Origin of the sequence: Imhoffiella purpurea, from assembly GCF_000585215.1 — a bacterium.
GTDB lineage: Bacteria > Pseudomonadota > Gammaproteobacteria > Chromatiales > Chromatiaceae > Imhoffiella > Imhoffiella purpurea.
In genome coordinates, this window is sequence record NZ_AONC01000055.1 from 16,552 (window position 1) to 34,858 (window position 18,307).

At 65.7% G+C, this 18,307-nt stretch carries 19 protein-coding genes and 4 tRNA genes; 12 read left to right on the top strand and 11 right to left on the bottom strand.

What is annotated here, in order from left to right; translation table 11 throughout:
- Nucleotides 1-22: 22 nt before the first annotated feature.
- Genes D779_RS16475 through cysS form a run of 3 tightly spaced genes read right to left on the bottom strand, consistent with a single transcriptional unit; the run spans nt 23 to nt 3,852 of the window.
- Entirely contained in the window at nt 23-1,030 is a 1,008-nt protein-coding gene (locus D779_RS16475; RefSeq protein WP_043756160.1) for an NADH-quinone oxidoreductase subunit B family protein, read from the bottom strand.
- Nucleotides 1,027-2,403, bottom strand: coding sequence for a sensor histidine kinase (locus D779_RS16480; protein ID WP_043756163.1), 1,377 nt, complete (start codon nt 2,401-2,403; stop codon nt 1,027-1,029). Before D779_RS16480 ends, D779_RS16475 begins: the two co-directional genes overlap by 4 nt.
- 57 nt (nt 2,404-2,460) lie before the next feature.
- Nucleotides 2,461-3,852, bottom strand: coding sequence for a cysteine--tRNA ligase (gene cysS, locus D779_RS16485; protein ID WP_043756165.1), 1,392 nt, complete (start codon nt 3,850-3,852; stop codon nt 2,461-2,463).
- A 179-nt stretch (nt 3,853-4,031) separates the two neighbouring features.
- On the opposite strand from cysS, the gene D779_RS16490 reads away from it, so the two are divergent.
- Nucleotides 4,032-4,520: a peptidylprolyl isomerase gene (locus D779_RS16490; RefSeq protein WP_043756191.1), complete on the top strand. Its 489-nt coding sequence runs from the start codon at nt 4,032-4,034 to the stop codon at nt 4,518-4,520.
- 76 nt (nt 4,521-4,596) lie between these two features.
- On the opposite strand, the gene mgtE is transcribed toward D779_RS16490, so the two are convergent.
- From mgtE to D779_RS16525, 7 genes are all read right to left on the bottom strand, one after another.
- Nucleotides 4,597-6,042, bottom strand: coding sequence for a magnesium transporter (mgtE, locus tag D779_RS16495; RefSeq protein WP_043756167.1), 1,446 nt, complete (start codon nt 6,040-6,042; stop codon nt 4,597-4,599).
- Between the two features lie 89 nt (nt 6,043-6,131).
- Nucleotides 6,132-7,016 carry a general secretion pathway protein GspB gene (locus D779_RS16500; RefSeq protein ID WP_043756168.1) on the bottom strand — a complete coding sequence of 295 codons (885 nt, stop codon included), beginning with the start codon at nt 7,014-7,016 and terminating at the stop codon, nt 6,132-6,134.
- A complete protein-coding gene (locus tag D779_RS16505) occupies nt 7,013-8,818 on the bottom strand; it encodes an ExeA family protein (protein ID WP_043756170.1) in 1,806 nt (601 codons plus the stop codon). The genes D779_RS16500 and D779_RS16505 overlap by 4 nt, the downstream gene beginning before the upstream one ends.
- A gap of 397 nt (nt 8,819-9,215) precedes the next feature.
- Nucleotides 9,216-9,291 (bottom strand) — tRNA-Lys (locus D779_RS16510).
- Between the two features lie 14 nt (nt 9,292-9,305).
- Nucleotides 9,306-9,381: transfer RNA gene (locus D779_RS16515), tRNA-His, on the bottom strand.
- Between the two features lie 148 nt (nt 9,382-9,529).
- Nucleotides 9,530-9,606: transfer RNA gene (locus D779_RS16520), tRNA-Arg, on the bottom strand.
- A gap of 63 nt (nt 9,607-9,669) precedes the next feature.
- A tRNA-Pro gene (locus D779_RS16525) sits at nt 9,670-9,746 on the bottom strand.
- A gap of 187 nt (nt 9,747-9,933) precedes the next feature.
- Here D779_RS16525 and folD point away from each other — a divergent pair.
- Nucleotides 9,934-10,794 carry a bifunctional methylenetetrahydrofolate dehydrogenase/methenyltetrahydrofolate cyclohydrolase FolD gene (gene folD / locus D779_RS16530; RefSeq protein WP_043756172.1) on the top strand — a complete coding sequence of 287 codons (861 nt, stop codon included), beginning with the start codon at nt 9,934-9,936 and terminating at the stop codon, nt 10,792-10,794.
- 150 nt (nt 10,795-10,944) lie between these two features.
- A complete protein-coding gene (locus D779_RS16535; RefSeq protein ID WP_043756174.1) occupies nt 10,945-11,394 on the top strand; it encodes a PGPGW domain-containing protein in 450 nt (149 codons plus the stop codon).
- 372 nt (nt 11,395-11,766) lie between these two features.
- Here the strand turns inward: D779_RS16535 and D779_RS16540 are convergent, their stop codons facing one another.
- Nucleotides 11,767-12,189, bottom strand: coding sequence for a helix-turn-helix transcriptional regulator (locus D779_RS16540; RefSeq protein WP_043756176.1), 423 nt, complete (start codon nt 12,187-12,189; stop codon nt 11,767-11,769).
- Between the two features lie 93 nt (nt 12,190-12,282).
- Between D779_RS16540 and D779_RS16545 the strand changes: the two genes are divergently transcribed.
- The 9 genes from D779_RS16545 to D779_RS16585 all read left to right on the top strand — a co-directional run.
- Nucleotides 12,283-12,519, top strand: coding sequence for a helix-turn-helix domain-containing protein (locus D779_RS16545; RefSeq protein WP_043756178.1), 237 nt, complete (start codon nt 12,283-12,285; stop codon nt 12,517-12,519).
- Between the two features lie 2 nt (nt 12,520-12,521).
- A complete protein-coding gene (locus D779_RS23320; RefSeq protein WP_157726435.1) occupies nt 12,522-13,319 on the top strand; it encodes a helix-turn-helix domain-containing protein in 798 nt (265 codons plus the stop codon).
- 4 nt (nt 13,320-13,323) lie between these two features.
- Nucleotides 13,324-14,010, top strand: a complete 687-nt coding sequence (locus tag D779_RS16555; protein ID WP_043756180.1) for an ATP-binding protein — start codon at nt 13,324-13,326, stop codon at nt 14,008-14,010.
- A gap of 200 nt (nt 14,011-14,210) precedes the next feature.
- Nucleotides 14,211-14,663: a hypothetical protein gene (locus D779_RS21270; protein WP_052348212.1), complete on the top strand. Its 453-nt coding sequence runs from the start codon at nt 14,211-14,213 to the stop codon at nt 14,661-14,663.
- A 124-nt stretch (nt 14,664-14,787) separates the two neighbouring features.
- Nucleotides 14,788-15,411 (top strand): hypothetical protein, encoded by a 624-nt coding sequence (locus D779_RS21275; RefSeq protein ID WP_157726436.1) that lies wholly within the window; start codon nt 14,788-14,790, stop codon nt 15,409-15,411.
- 140 nt (nt 15,412-15,551) lie between these two features.
- Nucleotides 15,552-15,800, top strand: coding sequence for a hypothetical protein (locus tag D779_RS22360; protein ID WP_043756182.1), 249 nt, complete (start codon nt 15,552-15,554; stop codon nt 15,798-15,800).
- On the top strand, nt 15,797-16,828 hold the full coding sequence (locus tag D779_RS16575; protein ID WP_043756184.1) for a patatin-like phospholipase family protein: 1,032 nt from the start codon (nt 15,797-15,799) through the stop codon (nt 16,826-16,828). Before D779_RS22360 ends, D779_RS16575 begins: the two co-directional genes overlap by 4 nt.
- A complete protein-coding gene (locus D779_RS16580) occupies nt 16,825-17,937 on the top strand; it encodes an OmpP1/FadL family transporter (protein WP_043756185.1) in 1,113 nt (370 codons plus the stop codon). The genes D779_RS16575 and D779_RS16580 overlap by 4 nt, the downstream gene beginning before the upstream one ends.
- On the top strand, nt 17,934-18,307 hold a 374-nt coding region (locus tag D779_RS16585; protein WP_157726437.1), incomplete at its 3' end, for a hypothetical protein. The genes D779_RS16580 and D779_RS16585, both read left to right, overlap by 4 nt.

The following is an 18,307-nucleotide window of genomic DNA, read 5'->3' on the forward strand; positions in this document are numbered from 1 at the left end:
CGCAACGACCATGAGCGCCTCCCTAGCGTTGTTGGGTCTGCCGAACCCTGGGCGGAACCACCAGATGATCCGCCGTGGCGTTGCGTCTCAGCCGCTCGGGCGTCGCCGCCTTGGAGAGCGATGCCAGGGCCACGAACCAGGCCTTGGGCATGTCGGTCGGCAAACCGATCGGGATTCCGGCCACATTGGGCGTCTGCAGGAAGCCGTGTCCAGGCTCTTCGAACTCGGGCGCGGTGCAGTTGATGCAGGCGTAGCCGCCGCGGGTGCAGGACCCCTGACCGTTCCACAGCCGGGTGTTGCAGTCGGCATGGGCCTGGGTGCCCAGACAGCCGAGATGCTCCATCAGACACCCCAGATCCGAGTGTTCCAGCGCGCTGGCCTTGTACTCGTAGAACTCGTTGCGGGGACAGCCGTGATGGACCAGATGGTCGTAGAACATGCGCGGACGCCGATAGGGATCCAGGTCCGATTCGGCGAGCGCATCCATGGCCAGGGCGGCCAGGGTCTCGCCGACCCAGTTCGGATGGACCGGACAGCCGGCGATGTTGACGACCGGAAGCCCTCCCGAGGCCCGGAAATCCGCACCCAGCAGGCCGCCGGGATGCTCGCCCTCGTACTGCAGGCCGCAGGCATCCGTGGGATTGGAACCGCCGGCGGTGATCCCTCCATAGGCCGCGCAGGTCCCCACGGCAACCACGCAACGGGCGCGCGGCGCCAGGGACCGCACCCAGTCGATCATGGGCCGGTCGGTCCCCGAGAGCAGGTGGAAGCGCCCGGTCCCGTTCGGCCCGCGCAGCAGGGCGCCCTCGACGCACAGCAGATCGAGCGGCTGCTCGCCCCGCTCCAGACGCCCGAGCAGCGACAGCACCTCGTCCCCGCTCGCCTCGCTCAGGGACGGATGCCAGATCAGGCGCAGACCGGCGGCATCGAACAGCCCCTGGAGCTCGGGGGACTCGGCGTTCAGCAGCGACATGGTGCAGCCGCCGCAGCCCCCGGACTGGAGCCAGAGCAGGTCCAGCGGATCGCTCATAGCGGCAGCTCCATGGTGAATCTGGCTCCGCCCTCGGCACGGTTGTCGACGCCCAGACGTCCACCGTGATCGGTCACGATGCCATAGCTGATCGAGAGCCCCAGCCCGGTGCCCTGCCCGACCGGCTTGGTGGTGAAGAAGGGGTCGAACACCTTGAGCAGATCGCCCTCCGCGATCCCGGGCCCGTTGTCCTCGACGGTCAGACGCACCCAGCCGCTGCGCGCGGCCCCGGTTTCCCGCGCGGCCTCGCGCTCGAAACGGACCAGCCGGATGCCGATCTCGGGCTCCGGACTCTGCAGCAGGGCGTCCACCGCGTTCTGCACCAGGTTCATCACCACCTGATGGATCTGCCCTGCATGACCGCAGAGATCCAGACGCTCGGGCAGATCCAGGTCGAGCCGCACGCCCAGACGCTTGCCCTTGGTCACCCACTGCACGGCGGTCCGGACCACGTGGACCAGATCGAAGGGCGCGCGCTCGCCTTGCTGTCCGCCCGAGAAGCGGCGCAGATCCTGAACCACGTCGCGCACCCGTTCGGCTCCCTCCAGGGTTCCCTTGATCAGGGGATCCAGGTCGTCGAGCATCCGCTGGATGCGCAGCTCCTCCTTGAGCGCCTTGAGATGCTCGGGCGGATCCGAGGCGTCCACGGCGTCGCAGAAGGTGCGCATCCGCTCGCGATAGCGGCTCAGCACATGGACGTTGCCGTAGACGAAGCTGATCGGATTGTTGAGCTCGTGCGCGACCCCGGCGACCAGACGACCGAGCGAGGCCATCTTCTCGGCACTGATCAGCTGCTTCTGCGCCTGCTTGAGTTCGTCATGCGCCCGATTCAGCGCCTTGTAGGCCCGCTGCAGCTCGCCCACCGGACGGCCGATCAGCACCATGCCCACCAGCCGGCCGCGGGCGTCGTAGCGCGAGGTGCAGTTGACGGCCAGGGGCACCGCCTCCCGTTCGCCGCGCAGCACCAGCTCGCAGTCGTGTACCGCGTCGTTGCGGATCTTCTCGACGAAGCCGCTGGCCAGATCGAGACACTCGGCGGTCAGAAGAGATTGGAATGGACGCCCGATCAGGGCGGACTCGGGCTGACCGGACAGACTCTCCAGGGCCGGATTCACCTCCTCGATCCGGCCGTCGATGTCGCAGACGATGAGGACGTCGGTCATGGAGGCCAGCACGCTCGAGATGAACTGATGGGCCGCCTCGAGCGCGCTGTTCTTCTCCTCGAGCTCGACCTGGTAGCGCACCAGGTCGGCATAGGTCTCGTCCATCTTGTGGATGACTTCGATCCAGAGCGCGTCCTGGCGCTCGCCGAGACCCTCGGGCGCCTCGGCCAGGTCGAGCGTTGAATCGGTATCGTCGCGAGACGCTTGCATCGAAGCCCCCATCGCAGCCAGCGGACCGAGCGCTCGGTCCAATCGAGGTCTATCGCATCAGGAGGCCCGCCGCCAGGTCGTTCCCTGCGGACCGTCCTCGAGTTGTACGCCGGCGTCCGCGAGCTCCTTACGGATACGATCGGCCGCCGCCCAGTCGCGGTCGGCGCGGGCCTGCTTGCGCTCCTGGATCAGTGCCTCGATCCGAGCGTCGCTGAGACCCTCCTCGGCCGACGCCGGACCGCCGCGCAGATAGACCTCGGCATCGCCCTGCAGAATCCCCAGCATGCCCCCCAGCCGACGCAGCTCGGCGCCCAGGGCCGCCGCGCGTTCCATATCGAGCGGTCGCACCCGATTGATCTCGCGCACCAGGTCGAAGAGCACGGCCAGAGCGATGGGGGTGTTGAAATCGTCGTCCATCGCGGCCTGGAAACGCGCGCGGTAATCCTCGCCGAACGCCGGCTCGACCTCGGGCAGCCCGCGCAGGGCCGTATAGATGCGGGTCAGGGCGCCGCGCGCGTTCTGCAGGTTCTCGTCGTCGTAGTTGAGCGGGCTGCGGTACTGGCTGGTGAGGATGAAATAGCGCACCTCCTCGGCCTGATAGCGCTGCAGGATCTCGCGCACGGTGAAGAAGTTGCCCAGCGACTTGGACATCTTCTCCTCGTTGACCCGCACGAATCCGTTGTGCATCCAGACGTTGACGAAGGTCTCGCCGGTCGCGCCCTCGGACTGGGCGATCTCGTTCTCGTGGTGCGGAAACTGGAGATCGGCGCCGCCGCCGTGGATGTCGAAATGATGACCCAGTGCGCAGGTGCTCATGGCGGAGCATTCGATGTGCCACCCCGGACGCCCCATCCCCCAGGGCGACTCCCAGGCCGGCTCGCCCGGCTTGGCCGACTTCCAGAGCGCGAAGTCGAGCGGATCGCGCTTGGACTCGCCGATCTCCACCCGGGCCCCGGCGCGCAGATCCTGCGGATCCTTGCCGGAGAGTTTGCCATAGCCGGGGAAGCGGCCGACGGCATAGTAGACGTCCCCGTTCTCGGCGACATAGGCCATGTCCTTGTCGACCAGGGTCTGGACCATGGCCAGGATCTCGTCCATGTGGCCGGTCGCGCAGGGCTCCAGGGTCGGGGGCAGCACGCCGAGCGCCTCGGCGTCCTCGCGCATGGCCTGGATGAAGCGCTCGGTCAGCTCGGTGAATGCCTCGCCGTTCTCGGCGGCGCGACGGATGATCTTGTCGTCGATGTCTGTGATGTTGCGGACATAGGTCACCTCGTAGCCGAGCGCGCGCAGGTAGCGATAGACGACGTCGAACACCACCATCACCCGCGCATGACCCAGGTGGCAGTAGTCGTAGACGGTCATGCCGCATACGTACATGCGCACCTGTCCGGGCTCGATCGGGGTGAAGACATCTTTCTGGCGGGTCAGGCTATTGTAGATCTGCAGCATGGACGGAAATTCTTGGCGATGAGGGACAAACGTCGAAGTCATCATGGTAGCAAAGCCCCGGACGAACCGCTGCGCGCCTTTCCCCCACCGGTCAAAGCCCTTAACATGTCTGAGTTTTCACCATCAGCGAGCAGAGGCGCCGAATGCGCCGCCTCGATGCTCATGCCTGGAGCCAACCCATGATCAAACTCACCACCACCCTCGGCGACATCCTCATCGAGCTCGACGCCGAGAAGGCCCCCAAGACCAGCGCCAACTTCGAGCAGTATGTCCGCGACGGCCATTACGACGGCACCCTCTTCCACCGCGTGATCCCGGGTTTCATGATCCAGGGCGGCGGCATGACCGCAGACTTCAACCAGAAACCGACCCGCAGCCCGATCGAGAACGAGGCCAAGAACGGCCTCAAGAACGCGGCCGGGACCCTCGCCATGGCGCGCACCATGGAGCCGCACTCGGCCACCTCGCAGTTCTTCATCAACGTCTCGAACAACGACTTCCTGGACTATCCGGGACAGGACGGCTGGGGCTACTGCGTCTTCGGCCGCGTCGTCGAGGGCATGGAGACGGTCGACGCCATCAAGGACGTCAAGACCGGAAACCGCAACGGCCACCAGGACGTCCCGGTCGAGGACGTCGTCATCGAGAAGGCCGAGATCATCGACTGACGCCACCAAGAGACGCAACCGTCGCCGGACGGTTGCGACGGGGAGAGTGGAGGCTCTCAGCTGGGGGCTGGAGGCTCTATGACAGCAGGAAGAGTGTCGCCAGCCCCAGGAAGATGAAGAATCCGCCCGAATCGGTCAGCGCGGTGATGAGCACCGAACTGCCCAGGGCCGGATCCCGCCCCAGACGCTGACGGATCAATGGGATCAGCACCCCGGCCGTGGCGGCCAGCAGCAGATTGAGGGTCATGGCCCCCGTCATCACCAGCCCGAGATAGGGGCTGCGATAGAGCCACCAGGCCAGAAGACCCACCACCCCGCCCCAGACGACCCCGTTGATCAGGGCGACACCGGCCTCCTTCCTCAGCAGACGCCACATCCCGGAGGGTTCGACCTGCCCCATGGCGATGGCGCGCACGATCATGGTGATGGTCTGATTGCCAGCGTTGCCGCCGATCCCGGCGACGATGGGCATGAGCGCGGCCAGCGCCACCAGCTTCTCGATCGATCCCTGGAAGAGATCGATGACGCGCGAGGCGACGAAGGCCGTCACCAGATTGATCGCCAGCCAGGCCCAGCGATTCTTCACCGACTGGACCACCGAGGCGAAGATGTCCTCCTCCTCGCGCAGACCGGCATGACCGAGGATCTCGGCCTCGGACTCCTCGATGATGCGGTCGACCATGTCGGCGACGGTCACGCGCCCGATCACCCGACGTTCGGCATCGATCACGGGGACCGAGACCAGATCGTAGCGCTCGAACGCCTGGGCGGCTCCGGTGGCATCGTCGTCCGGACCGAGCGTCACCAGTGAGCGCGACTTCATGACCTCGGCCACCTGCCTCTCGGGGTCGTTGACCAGGAGCGATTCGAGGGTCAGGATCCCGCGCAGCCGTTCCTCGCGATCGACGACGAAGAGCTTGTCGGTATGATCCGGCAGCGCCTCGAAGCGGCGCAGATAGCGCAGGACCACCTCCAGCGTGACGTCCTCGCGCACCCTCACCATGTCGAAATCCATCAGGGCGCCGACCGTGCCCTCCGGATAGGACATGGCCGCCCGGACCTGCTCCCGCTCCTTCTGATCCAGCGACTCGAAGACGTCCTCGATGATCTCGGGGGGCAGATCCGGAACCAGGTCGGCCAGTTCGTCGGCGTCGAGCGACTCGGCGACGGCCTTGAGTTCGTCCGCATCCATGGTCCGCAGCAGACTGGCGCGCACCGCGTCCGAGACCTCGAGCAGGATGTCGCCGTCCTTGTCCGCGCGCACCAGATCCCAGACCAGCCAGCGGTCCTCCAGGGGCAGGGACTCGAGGATGCGGGCGATGTCGGCCGGATGCAGCCGGTCGAGCTTGCGGCTCAAACGGGCCAGGTTCTGCTTGTGGGTGATGCTCTCCACCAGCGCCTGGCGCGGCATGTTCTGACGATGCTCCAGGCTCTCGACCACACGGTGGCGTGTCAAAAGGTCCTGGATCTCGTGCAGATGCTGATGAAAGCCGTCCGTATCGCACGGCGTCTGCTCGTTCATGGGGCGGCTCCAAGACTGGATCCTAGGAATCGAGCCGCGCACTCTACGGATTTCGTCCGCTCCTTGCGAGCGGGACTCGAGCACGCGGATCAGCGGGCGACGAAGAAGAGGTTACCCATGTAGCTCAGAACGGCCCCTTCCGGATCGATGCGCTCGACCCAGAACCCTTCCCGGGTCTGCTCCCCTTCGCGATATTTGAGTGCATTGATCACCACGAAGCGCTTGGCCGGATCCTTGTCGTAGACATGGGCCGTCATCAGATAGGCCGGAATCATGGCCTGCTGCTTCGCGGTCAGACGCAAGCCGGTCGCATCCTCGGGTATGCGTGCCGCGGCGCGCCGCGGCGTCGGCGGAGGAATGCCCTGCTCGCGCCGCACCTGCTGCTTGAATGCCTCGATGTCCTGAACCAGATCCTGCGGAACGCTGGGATGCCGGGAACGCGGGGGGGGAGCCGGCTCCGGCTCGAGATAGGTCTCCGCCTCCAGCTGGCGTTGCAGCGCCTCTTCCAGCCCTGCATCGACGGATTCATCGGCGTATTCGTCGATATGGACGGAGTCGTCCGGCGAACCGTAGCCCGCGCCTCCGGAGGATCTCGCCTCCCGAACCGAACGCTTGGGGCCGGGGGCCTCCACCAGCGGAACGGGTGCTGGCGACGCTGGAGCGAGCCCCGTCTCCGGGAAAGACCGCTCGCCATCTCCAACAGCCGGCCCCAAGGATTCGGAGAGCGAGTCGGAAGCCCTCCCCGAGACGGACGGATCGGCTGGAACCGCCCCGGAAGGCGCAGGTGCCCTGAAGGCCGCGTACAAGGCGATCACCACGGCGAGACTCGCCAGACCGACCGCGAGCAGACCCCAATGGTTGCTCGACGGAAGCGCCCTGTCCTCGGTGAAGAGACCACCGGCATCCAGGGTCGGGACCTGGCCCAGCTCGCGCTCCTGCTGGGATTTCTTGAGCGCCTCCAGGATATAGCTCATGACTCGCCCACCCTATCCGCCTCGACCTCGGCCGCACCCTCGAGCCGAGGAACGCCGGGCATGGCGACGGCATGGTGCAGCTGGATCAGGGTTCTCGGCCCGGCCAGCCCATCGGGCTGGAGCCCCTTCGAATTCTGGAAGGCCCTGAGGGCCGCGATCAGCGAGGCATCGTAACGGCCGGATTCGCGGTCCGTCATCTCGATACCCGGCACCTGGGCCAGAAGCGCCCGCAACCATCGCACGTCGTCGCCCGATGCTCCGGCGCCGATCACCGTCGTGCCTCCGGGAGGGGTCTGCCAGACCAGGGTATAGTCACCGCTCCAGACGCGCTCGAGCCCCTCGATCGAAACGCGTCGAGGTCCGTCGGGAAGCATCAGCCTGGCCTCATGCTCACCGAGCCCGATCAAGACGGCGAATCGCGCATCCGCCCCGTCGAGCTTCATGAGCGCTGGAAGATTGAAATACCGCACATTGCTCAGTTTGCCGCTCTCCTGCTCGCAGCTCAAACCGTAACGCGACAGACGGGCACAGGGATCGCCCGGGCCGAGCGTATCGAGTTCGAGACCCCATCGACGCAGCAGAAGCAGCATGGCATCGGACTCCGGCAGCGACACCCGATCGCGGGTGGCATCCAGATTCTCCGGCGAGAAGTCGGCCAGCGGGATCTCGGGCAAAGCCGCCGTCTCCGGCTCGGCCGAAGGCGCATCCTCCGCGTTCGGAGCGGCATCCGGCTCATCCGATTCAGTCGAAGCGTCCGCCTCGGACAGCGAAGCCCCATCGAGCGCACTCGCCTCGGCGTCGGACTCCTGCGCCGAGGGCGATACCGGTGGCGCAGGCTGCGTCCAGCCGACCTCGGCGACCAGCCGGGAGACGAGGGTTTTCGGGTCGCCATCGGTGACGTAGAAGGTCCCCCAGCCGATTCCCAGCGCCAGCACGAAGGAGATCGACGCCAATAGTGCCAGACGTCCGAGCGACAGCGATCCGTTGCCCATCGTCTCGCCCCGTACCTCCCGAGCGGCCTTGGCCGCGATGGATGGCGTCACCTGTGAAGCGCGCGTGACGCAGGCGCCCAGCAGCGCACGGTCGCACAGGATGTTGATCAGACGCGGAATCCCGCCGGAATAGCGATAGATGAGCCGGATCGCCGCGGCCGTGAAGAGCGGACGATCCACGCCACCGACCGCGACGCGATGGCGGATGTAGTCTCCGGTCTCCGCGAGACTCAAGGGCGTCAGATGGAAGCGGGCCGTGATGCGCTGATTGAGCTGACGCAGACGTTCGCTCTCGAGCAGCCGCCGCAGCTCGGGCTGTCCGATCAGAAAGATCTGCAGCAGCTTGTGCTTGGTCGTCTCCAGGTTGGTGAGCAGACGAATCTGCTCCATCACCTGGGGCCGCAGGTTCTGCGCCTCGTCGATGATGAGCACCGGCCGATGGCCGCGACCATACGCCTCGAGCAGATATTTGTTCAGCCGATCCACCAGGACCTTGTTCGACAGCTGCCCATCGGGCAGCGAGACGCGGAACTCCTGGCAGATGCTCTGCAGCAATTCGTTCGCGCTCTGGGCCGAGTTCAGGATGAGCGCGACGTCCACCGCCTCGGGCAACTGCTCCAGGAACGCGCGGCAGACCGTCGTCTTGCCGGTCCCGACCTCGCCGGTCAGCAGCACGAAGCCGCCGCCCTCGCCCGCACCATAGAGCAGATGCGCCAGCGCCTCCTTGTGCTGATCGCTCAGATAGAGGTATTGGGGATCGGGAGCGATGGAGAAGCTGGGCTCTTTGAGCCCAAAATATTTCGGATACACGCTGGCTACTCGGAGCGATGGTCAACGACGCCATCCCCGCATCCTGCGGTCTGCGGAACCTGTGTCGGCGGCAATCAGGAGAGTGGATCGGGAGTCGCGGGAGCCAATCCAGGCATCCTCGCTTCGCGGCAGATTAGCCAGGGGGAAACAGAGCGTCAAGGACCCGCGGACGCGCATATCGCCACCAGCCGGGCTTCCTGCCAGCAGCATTCACATTTCAGCCGAGACCCATCGAGCGAAGGAATCCGAAGCCGCCTCCCGGAGCACGATCGGTTTCAGACCCTTGCATGGTGCGCCTGATCACTTTCGAGCCCTATCGGACGCTCGCTATCCCTGGGATGACTTGGAGGCGGGCAAGAAAAAGGGCTTAGCCTTTCGGCTAAGCCCTTCTTTTTATTGGTGGGTCGTGTAGGATTCGAACCTACGACCGATGGATTAAGAGTCCACTGCTCTACCAACTGAGCTAACGACCCGACGTACTGCTAAATGGGGTGGACGATGGGGCTCGAACCCACGACCACTGGAACCACAATCCAGCGCTCTACCAACTGAGCTACATCCACCATAAACACTGTCACGAATTTCGTGCGGTGCATTATACCGCAATAAATTCGTTATGAAATCTCTTCTGACGACTCCGTTTTCCTCAGAAGAGATCTCAACCCAACGGAGCGATGACCTTCGCCGCTCACGCTGTCGAGACCGCACCTTTGGCACGCCCGGCAGGACTCGAACCTGCGACCCACGGCTTAGAAGGCCGTTGCTCTATCCAGCTGAGCTACGAGCGCTCGATCTGGGTTCTGCGCCAGCGATTCGACTCGCTGCAACGCACTTCGCTCATGGTCGGCATTTGGTCGGGGTAGAGGGATTCGAACCCCCGACATCCTGCTCCCAAAGCAGGCGCGCTACCAGACTGCGCTATACCCCGGCTTCGGATGCGGCGCGGTTGCTAGCGGCCCCGAATCGAAGAGCGGGCAATATACGCATCCATCGAGACCAAGTCAAGCCCGATCTCGATCGCGGCGGATGGCCCCCACAAACGTCCGACCAACGCATTTTCTTCGGACTCGACCGCTGGATATGATGTGCCATTCGTCCAGCCAAACAGGATCGACATGAACGCAGCCATTCTCGACGGCAAGTCCATCGCCGCTGAAATTCGCCAAGACATCAAGAGCAGGGTCGACAGCCTCCTGGCTTCCGGCAAGCGCCAGCCAGGACTCGCCGTCGTCCTGATCGGCGCGAACCCCGCCTCCCAGGTCTACGTCCGCAACAAGCGCAAGGCATGCGCCGAGGTCGGCTTCCACTCGCAGTTGCACGAGCTTGCGGACAGCGTCACCCAGGACGAGCTGCTCGCCCTGATCGACCAGCTGAACGCGGACCCGGCCATCGACGGCATCCTGGTCCAGCTGCCGCTTCCGGATCATCTCGACGAAAGCCTGGTCACCGAACGCATCTCGCCGACCAAGGACGTCGATGGCTTCCACCCCTACAACGTCGGCCGGCTGGTTCTGCGCATGCCGCTGCTGCGCCCCTGCACGCCCAAGGGGGTCATGACCATGCTCTCCCGTACCGGTCGCGAGCTCGCCGGACTCGACGCCCTGATCATCGGTCAGTCCAACATCGTCGGCCGCCCCATGGCGCTCGAACTGCTGGCAGCGCGCTGCACCGTCACCATCTGTCACAGCCGAACCAAGGACCTTCAGGACAAGGCGCGCTCGGCCGACATCCTGGTCGCCGCCGTCGGCCGACCCGAATTCGTCAAGGGAGACTGGGTCAAAGAGGGCGCCATGGTGATCGACGTCGGCATCAACCGCACCCAGGAAGGCAAGCTGATCGGCGACGTCGATTTCGCCGCCTGTGCCGAACGCGCCTCCTGGATCACCCCGGTACCAGGCGGCGTCGGCCCCATGACCATCGCCAGCCTGCTGGAAAACACCTTCGAGGCGGCCGAGCTGCACGCTCAGGGGCATTGACGCCCATGCTCCGTCGGGGATCGCGGAGCTGGAACCGGTCGCCCGACCCCGAGGCGAAGCAGAGATGCCCGACATGAGACCGGCATCAGCCGCCATCGAGAATCCCGCACCGACGCCGGTGCGGGTCATCTACCCAAGATCGGTCCCGCTATGATCGCATCCATTTCCGACTGGTTCCTCGCCTACGAGACGGCGCTTTTCTGGCTTGCCGGAATCTCGGCTGCGCTCTTCATCGTCTCGCTGTCATCGCTACCCTATATCGTCGCGCGCATCCCGCAGGACTATTTCAACGACTGCGAACGCTACCAGAGCCGATTCAAACGATTCCACCCCCTGGTCTACTATGGCGTACTGGCACTCAAGAACCTCTTCGGCTGGATTCTGATACTGGCCGGTCTCGCGATGCTGATTCTGCCGGGCCAGGGCCTGCTGACCATCCTCATGGGACTGATCCTGACCGACTTCCCGGGCAAATTCGTCTTGGAGCGCAAGCTGGCGAGCAACCGGCGAATACTGGACGCACTCAACTGGCTGAGACGCAGAGCCGGAAGCCCTCCCCTGATCGTTCCGGAGGGATGCGAAAAAAACCACCGAGATTGAGGCGAATCCGATATCAGGGATAGACGTATTCGACGCATTCCTGAAACGCGGCGGACTCGCGCATGCTCACCCGACACGCCCCGTATCGCAGGCGCGGTCCCGATGCAATCTTCACGAACCGGGATGGAGAATCGAAGGCAAGAAAAAACCGGCCGTAGCCGGTTGATCCTTAATGGGTATTTTGGTGGGCGCACCTGGGATCGAACCAGGGACCCCTGCCGTGTGAAGACACATAACCCGCACATGATCTAGAAAAATCAACTGCTTACACCGCCACCCCAAACGTAAGCGTGCCTGTTCGTGCCACCAAACGCCACCTGCTGACTCCCGTCCTGCACACTGATTTGCACACGGCCTTGTGAGTGACATTCGTCACGCTCGCGAGATCCCCCGGATCGTCGCCAGGAGCTGAAGGTATCCGATCTTGTCGGTCGCATGGGGTAGCTTGATCGAGCCCAACGCCTCCCACTCGGCGGAGGTGATCGCCAGCGTTGCCATCAGCGCCTGGTCGGCCGCGAGCTCATGCAGGCCCGCCGGCATCTCGGGATCGCCAAGCAAGCGCTCAGCCACTGCGCGGTAGTCGGCGCCGTCTTCGTCCTTGATCTGATGACCGAGCAGTGCGGTTTCGGTCACCCCGTAGAGCGAGGCCATCTTGCTCAACATCGCAACGCTTGGCGTCTTCAAGCCCCGTTCCATATTCGAGATGAAGCCTTGCTGGACTCCGAGCTTGGCCGCAGCCTCTTTTTGTGTGAGGCCCTTGGCTTGTCGAGCGGCTTTCAAACGATTCTGCAACATGCCGCGAAGTATGCCCAGGGGGCATGTAAGAGTCTAATTTTCATTGAGAATATCACCCATGGGTGTTATTTAATTACCTAGGGAGGAGATATTATGACCGCAGAGAGCAATTCCCAGACGCTCGCCGTCACCGTCGGTAGGAACCTGCGAGTCTGGAGGGCGCGGAACGCCGTCACCCAGATGGATCTCGCGCGCAGGATGCGGATGTCGCAGGGTTATTTCAGCCGGGTCGAGCAAGGACAGAAATGCCTCAGCCTCAGAACCCTGGAGCGACTGGCCACTGAGATTGGCGTGCCAGTCAGCGAACTGACCACCTCCGATGGGGGTTGACCGTGAGCCTGTCGGCCCTGGAGTGGGCCTGGGGCTTGGCGGTATCACCCACACAGAAATTGGTTGCCTTGGCGCTTGCCGACCATGCCAACGAGGATCGGGAGTGTTGGCCGTCGCTCTCCCGGCTCAGCACGCGGACCGGGCTTTCTCCGACTGCGCTCAAGGACGCGCTGAATGGGCTCGAGCAAGCCCAGATCGTGATACGGATCCGCGAGCGTGGGCGGGCTACGACCTACCGGCTTGGGTTCAACGGCCGTACACCTAGGCCGGGAGGCGGCCTAGGCCGCGACGCGGCCAAGCCGGGAGACGGCTCAACTAGGCCGGGAGACGACCTAGGCCGGGAGACGGCTAGGCCGTCTGGCGACTCAACTAGGCCGTCTGGCGGCCCTGAACTAGGCCGTCTGGCGGCCACTAACCGTAAGCTGAACCGTAAAGAACCTTTAGCAGCTAGCAGCAGCTCGCATGCGCGCGGAATTGATGATCCGAAATGGAAGGGGGAGCAGCCCGCGCGGCTGTCGCTGAATGACCTTCCGGATTCCTGGCGGGCATGGGCCGCGAAGGCGCGTTCGGACCTGGACCTCGAGGCGGTTTGGATCGGCTTCCGCGATCACTGGCAGGCGGCAACCGGCGAGAAGGCCGTCAGCGCGGATTGGTTCGAGGTTTGGCGCAAATGGGTGAAGCGAGAGCGAGGCATAGTCGATGAGCGCGAGACACCATCAGCCGGAGGCAACGCCCGAGAGCACTGCCCGGACTTCACCAAGGGAGCCACTCCCCGCGAGGACATCCCCTGGATGCACTGAGCCGTTGACTCTGGAGCAGCTCAACGCCACCGGGCGGGCGGAGGTTGTGGAGCTTGCACGAGAGCGTGCCATCCATCGCCAGCGCCGGCTTGAGTTGGCGCTCGGGCGCTCAGGCATCCCTCGTCGGTTCCTGGGCCGCGACTTCGACGGCTACCAGGCCAAGCTGCCGGATCAGCGTCATGCGCTCGAGACCTGCCGACGGTATGCGGATGGGTTTGCCCGAGTCCTCGATGGCGGCTATTCGCTCGTGCTGGCCGGGAACCCCGGCACCGGCAAGACGCACCTCGCCTGCGCCGTCTTGGCCGCCGTGATCCGCTCCGGACATACCGGGCTGTTCATCACGATCTCCGAGGCGCTGAGGATGATCCGCGCAACCTATTCGCCGCGGGCCGAGCGCACCGAGGAGGAGGCTTTCGCGATGCTGGTGCAACCCAATCTGCTGGTTCTCGATGAGGTCGGCGTGTCGATCGGCGACGGCGAGAAGCGCCGGGCTCTGCTGTTCGACGTGATCAACGGCCGCTACGCCGCGCAGCGTCCCACGATCCTGATCGGCAATCTCGACGTGGACGGGATGAAGGACTACCTGGGCGCGCGGATCATGGATCGCGTGCTCGAAACGGGGAGCGCGTTGGTGCCGTTCACCTGGTCGAGCTACCGGACCGCCACCGGGAATCGCCCTGAGGCTTCGTAGGAGGCGCATAGCCGTGCCCGTGAATATTACCCATGGGGTATTGATTCATTACCTATCGGGCGTCTCTGAGGGCCTTTCAGCGCCTCTGAGCGGCATGCCCTGGGTTGGGCAACAAATCGCTCGAGGTCCTGAGCGCCTCACCGCGATCGCGGCGCCGCAGGGTCGACCGTCATTCACCGCTACCTCGAGGAGGACTTGAGATGAGCCGAGCCTTTCGTCTGACGCCGGTCGAGCCCCTGGAGCATGACATCCAGGGCGCGATCCTGCGCTACCTCGCCGTCGATCGGCGGGTGGCCTGGGCCAAGCGCTTCAACACCGGCGCCCAGGTCATTGAGGGCCAGGATCGGCAGGGGCGCCGTAAGCGCCGCTTCATCCGCTACGCCTTTCCGGGCTGCGCGGATGTGCTGGGCCAGCTTGCGTCGGGGCATTTCCTGGCGATCGAGTGCAAGCGGCACGGCGAGAAGCCAACGCCTGAGCAGGCTGCGTTCCTGGAGGACGTGAGCAGGGCCGGCGGTTTGGCGATCGTTGGGCGCAGTATCGAGGACGTAAAGCACGGATTGGATGCGTTCTTCGGCGAATCTGCGCCGAACGTGCAAGCGGTACGCGAGACCGCGATCAGTCCGCCATTGCGCTATCCGTGCGAGGTGCGCTGATGCGGAGCAATGCACATGCGGAAGCCATTCCTCAACAACCATCTCGACGGCCTCAGCCTGAGCCGAGCCACTTCGGCTATTCGCGGCGAGTCACTCGCCCCCACGGCGGCTTGGAGGTTGGCCAGTGATCGGCTATGCCAGCAGAACCGGAACCCGCCGCAATCTGGCTGCGCTGCGTCGCGCCGGCTGGCGACTGATCGTGAGCGCGGCGAGTGACCTGCGCACCGAGGGTATGCGGTACGCCTTGGACAACGGCGCCTGGACCTGCCACCAGCAGGGGCGCCCATTCGATGCCCCGTCTTTCATGCGTGCCGTGGACCTGCTCGGTATGCACGCCGACTGGATCGTTCTGCCGGACATCGTGGCCGGCGGTCACCGCTCGCTCGAGCTATCGCTGTCGTGGCTCGAAAGACTCCGGCCGCTCGGTGCTCCACTCCTTCTTGCCGTGCAGGACGGAATGAGCACTACGGAGATCGCGCCGCTGATCGGCCCCGACCTAGGCATCTTCGTCGGCGGCTCGACCGAGTGGAAGCTGGCCACCGCGCTCGACTGGGGCCGGCTCGCGCATGCTCATGGCGCCCACCTGCATGTGGCGCGCGTCAACACGGCGCGTCGGGTGCGGTTGTGCGCGGCAATCGGAGCGAGCTCTTTCGACGGGACTTCCGCAAGCCGGTTTGCGGTGACCTTACCGCTGCTCGATGCGGTCAGGCGGCAGCCGGACTTGCTGAGCGCGGCGGCCCTGGTATGAGCCGCGAGCGCGATGACAACCGGGATAGACCGGCGGCTGAGCCCCAGGGGAACGCCGCCCGCGCCATTCCCCCACTTGCACGCAGGCGTGACAGCCCGGAGAGACGGGCACCTTCGATCACAAACGCAACGGAGGCCGTGATGAGCGAACGCACCTACACCACCAGCAACCAAGGCGGGCGAGTTCTGCCGTTTCCTACCCGGGGCGCGGAGCTGGAGAACGCGCGGATCAAGAAGATCACCATCACCGACGAGGGCAAGCTGGCGATCGCCCTGGAATGCGAGCTTGCAGACGAGGAGACCCTGGAGCATGTCCGAAATCTACTGCTCGCGCAGCGCGGGCCGGTCAGTGTCGAGTTCGCCTCGAAGCAAGGGGAGCTGGATCTATGACCATCGCCGAATCCCTTGGGCTGCGGCGCCTGCCGTATCGGATCCTCACCATCGACGGCGGAGGGGTGCGCGGGATCATCCCGGTCGTCTGGCTCGAGCGCTTGGAGCGCCACCTCGAGGCGCCGGCCCATACCCACTTCGATATGTTCGCCGGCACCTCGATCGGTGCCATCATCGCCTGCGCCCTGGCGATGGGGATGAATGCGCGCGAGGTCCATGACATCTGGGTCAACTCCGCGCATCTCGCCTTCGCCAAGCCGGGCTGTCTGCGCGATTACGGGCGGCGCTGGGCCAATCGCGCCGGCCTCGCGGCCAAGTACGACAGCGCCGGGCTGGAAGACATGCTGCACGGGATCTTCCACGATCTGTGCCTGGGCGAGCTGCGCACGCCGACCCTGGCCCTGTCGTATGACATCCAGGCGATGCAGGTGCATGTGTTCTCGTCGGCCCGCGAGGACCACAAGCCGCTGCCGGTCTGGGAGGTCTGCCGAGCCAGCACGGCGGCGCCGCTGTTCTTCGACCCGCACATGATGGTCTGCGACGACAGTGGCACCGAGCACCCGATGGCTGACGGCGGGCTGACGGCCAACAATCCGGTGGTGTTGGCGATCTCGGAGGCGGTCTGCCAGGTCAAGGGCAAGGCGCCGGTCACCAACCTGGAGCATGTGGTGGTGGCCAGCTTCGGCACCGGTGCGCCGCCGGAGGGGCAGACGACGGTTCCCAAGACCATCTTCGGCCACGGCTCGGCGATCCTCCAGGCGCTCATGACCGGGGCCACCGGCACCGACCATGTGACCGCGCGGACCCTGCTGCCGCCCGAGAACTACTGGCGCTTCCAGACCAGCATCTCGGACCGGCTCTCGCCGCTCGACGAGGTCGACAACATCGACGCCTTGCAGGCCGTGGCGCTCGCGCATCTGGCCGACGGCGCCGATCACCGCCTGGCGCAGCTGGCCCGCCGGCTCCAGGGCAAGCCGCTCGAGCGGCGCTGGTGGGAAGGGCGACACGCGCACGAGGTGGCCTCATGAACGCCCGGGCGATCCTCGCAGCGACCGTGCTCGGCACGCCCGCGCTGACCGCGGCCAGCGGCTTCGCCCTGGTCGAGCGCGACGCGGCCGGGCTCGGCCGCGCCTATGCCGGGCAAGCGGCCGTCAGCGGGCCGGAGGCGATCAGCTTCAACCCGGCAGGGCTGCCCGAGCGTCCGAGCCTGAGCCTCTCGGTCCATGCCCTGCGCAACCGCATCGAGCCCGAGGACGCGGGCGAGCCGGCGTTGGTGCCGACCCTCTACGGCTCGCGGAGCGGGATCGGCGTCGGTCTCTACTCGACCTTCGGCCTGGCCACCGACTACCCGGACGACTGGTCCGGGCGCTATGTCGCCCTGCATTCCGAGATCCGCACCGCGCGTGCCCATCTGGCCGGGGCCTGGTCGGTGACACCAGGGTTGCGGCTCGGTGCCGGGCTGTTCGTCCAGCAATTCACCGCCGAGCTGACCAGCGCCTATCCGCTCGGGGCGCGGGACGGGCGGATCACCATCGAGGGCGAGGATCTGGGGCTCGGCTGGTCGGTCGGTGCCCTCTGGAGCCCCACCGATCGGGTGGCGCTGGGGCTCGCCTATGGCTCGGCGGTTCGCCACACCTTGAGGGGCAAGACACGGCTGCCCTCGGGGGCCGTGTCCTCGCGGGTCGATGTGACCACGCCGGAGACGGTGGCGCTCGGCCTGCGCTGGTCCGCTTTGCCCGAGCTGACCCTGCTGGCCGGGGCGACCTGGACCCGCTGGAGCCGGATGCAATCGCTCGATGTGGAGCTGGCCAACGGCCTGACCCTGACGGAGGATCACCAATGGCGCGATACCTGGCGGCTCGACCTCGGCGGCGAATACGAGCACGGACCCTGGACCCTGCGGCTCGGCATCGCCTGGGACCAATCGCCGGTCCGGGATGCCGCGCACCGCTCCCCGCGTCTGCCCGACAGCGATCGGGTCTGGCTGGCCGCCGGTCTCGGCTACCGGCGCGGCGCCTGGACCTTCAACGCGAGCGTCGCGCACCTGTGGTTCGCGGATCGGCGGGGGGAGCATCCGCCGCTCGATTACAGCGGGAGCACCGACATCCTCGCGCTCGGGGTGGCGCGGTCGTGGTGAGCGTGCGCCTGGGTTTCATGCTGCTGACCGCGGCGTCAGTCACCCAGAGCTGGGCCGAGTGTCCCGGCACCGGGCGCCTGGAGGAGGCCTTGACCCTGGTCAGCCAGGCCAACCCGGTCCTGCTTGCCGAGCGGGCGGTCTACTCCGAGCAGCAGCGGCAGAAGCCCTGGGATGCCAGCATCACGGTCGGCTACTCGATCACCGACACCCTCGAATCGGGTGACGCGGGGCCAAACGCGGCGCTGCGGGTCAAGATCCCGCTCTGGGACCGCTCGACTCAGTTGCAGGCGGCCAAGGACCGGGCCAGCGCCACGGCCAAGGAGGACGCGACCCGGGCGGCGTTGCTGGGCGACGTTCAGGCGCTGTGCGA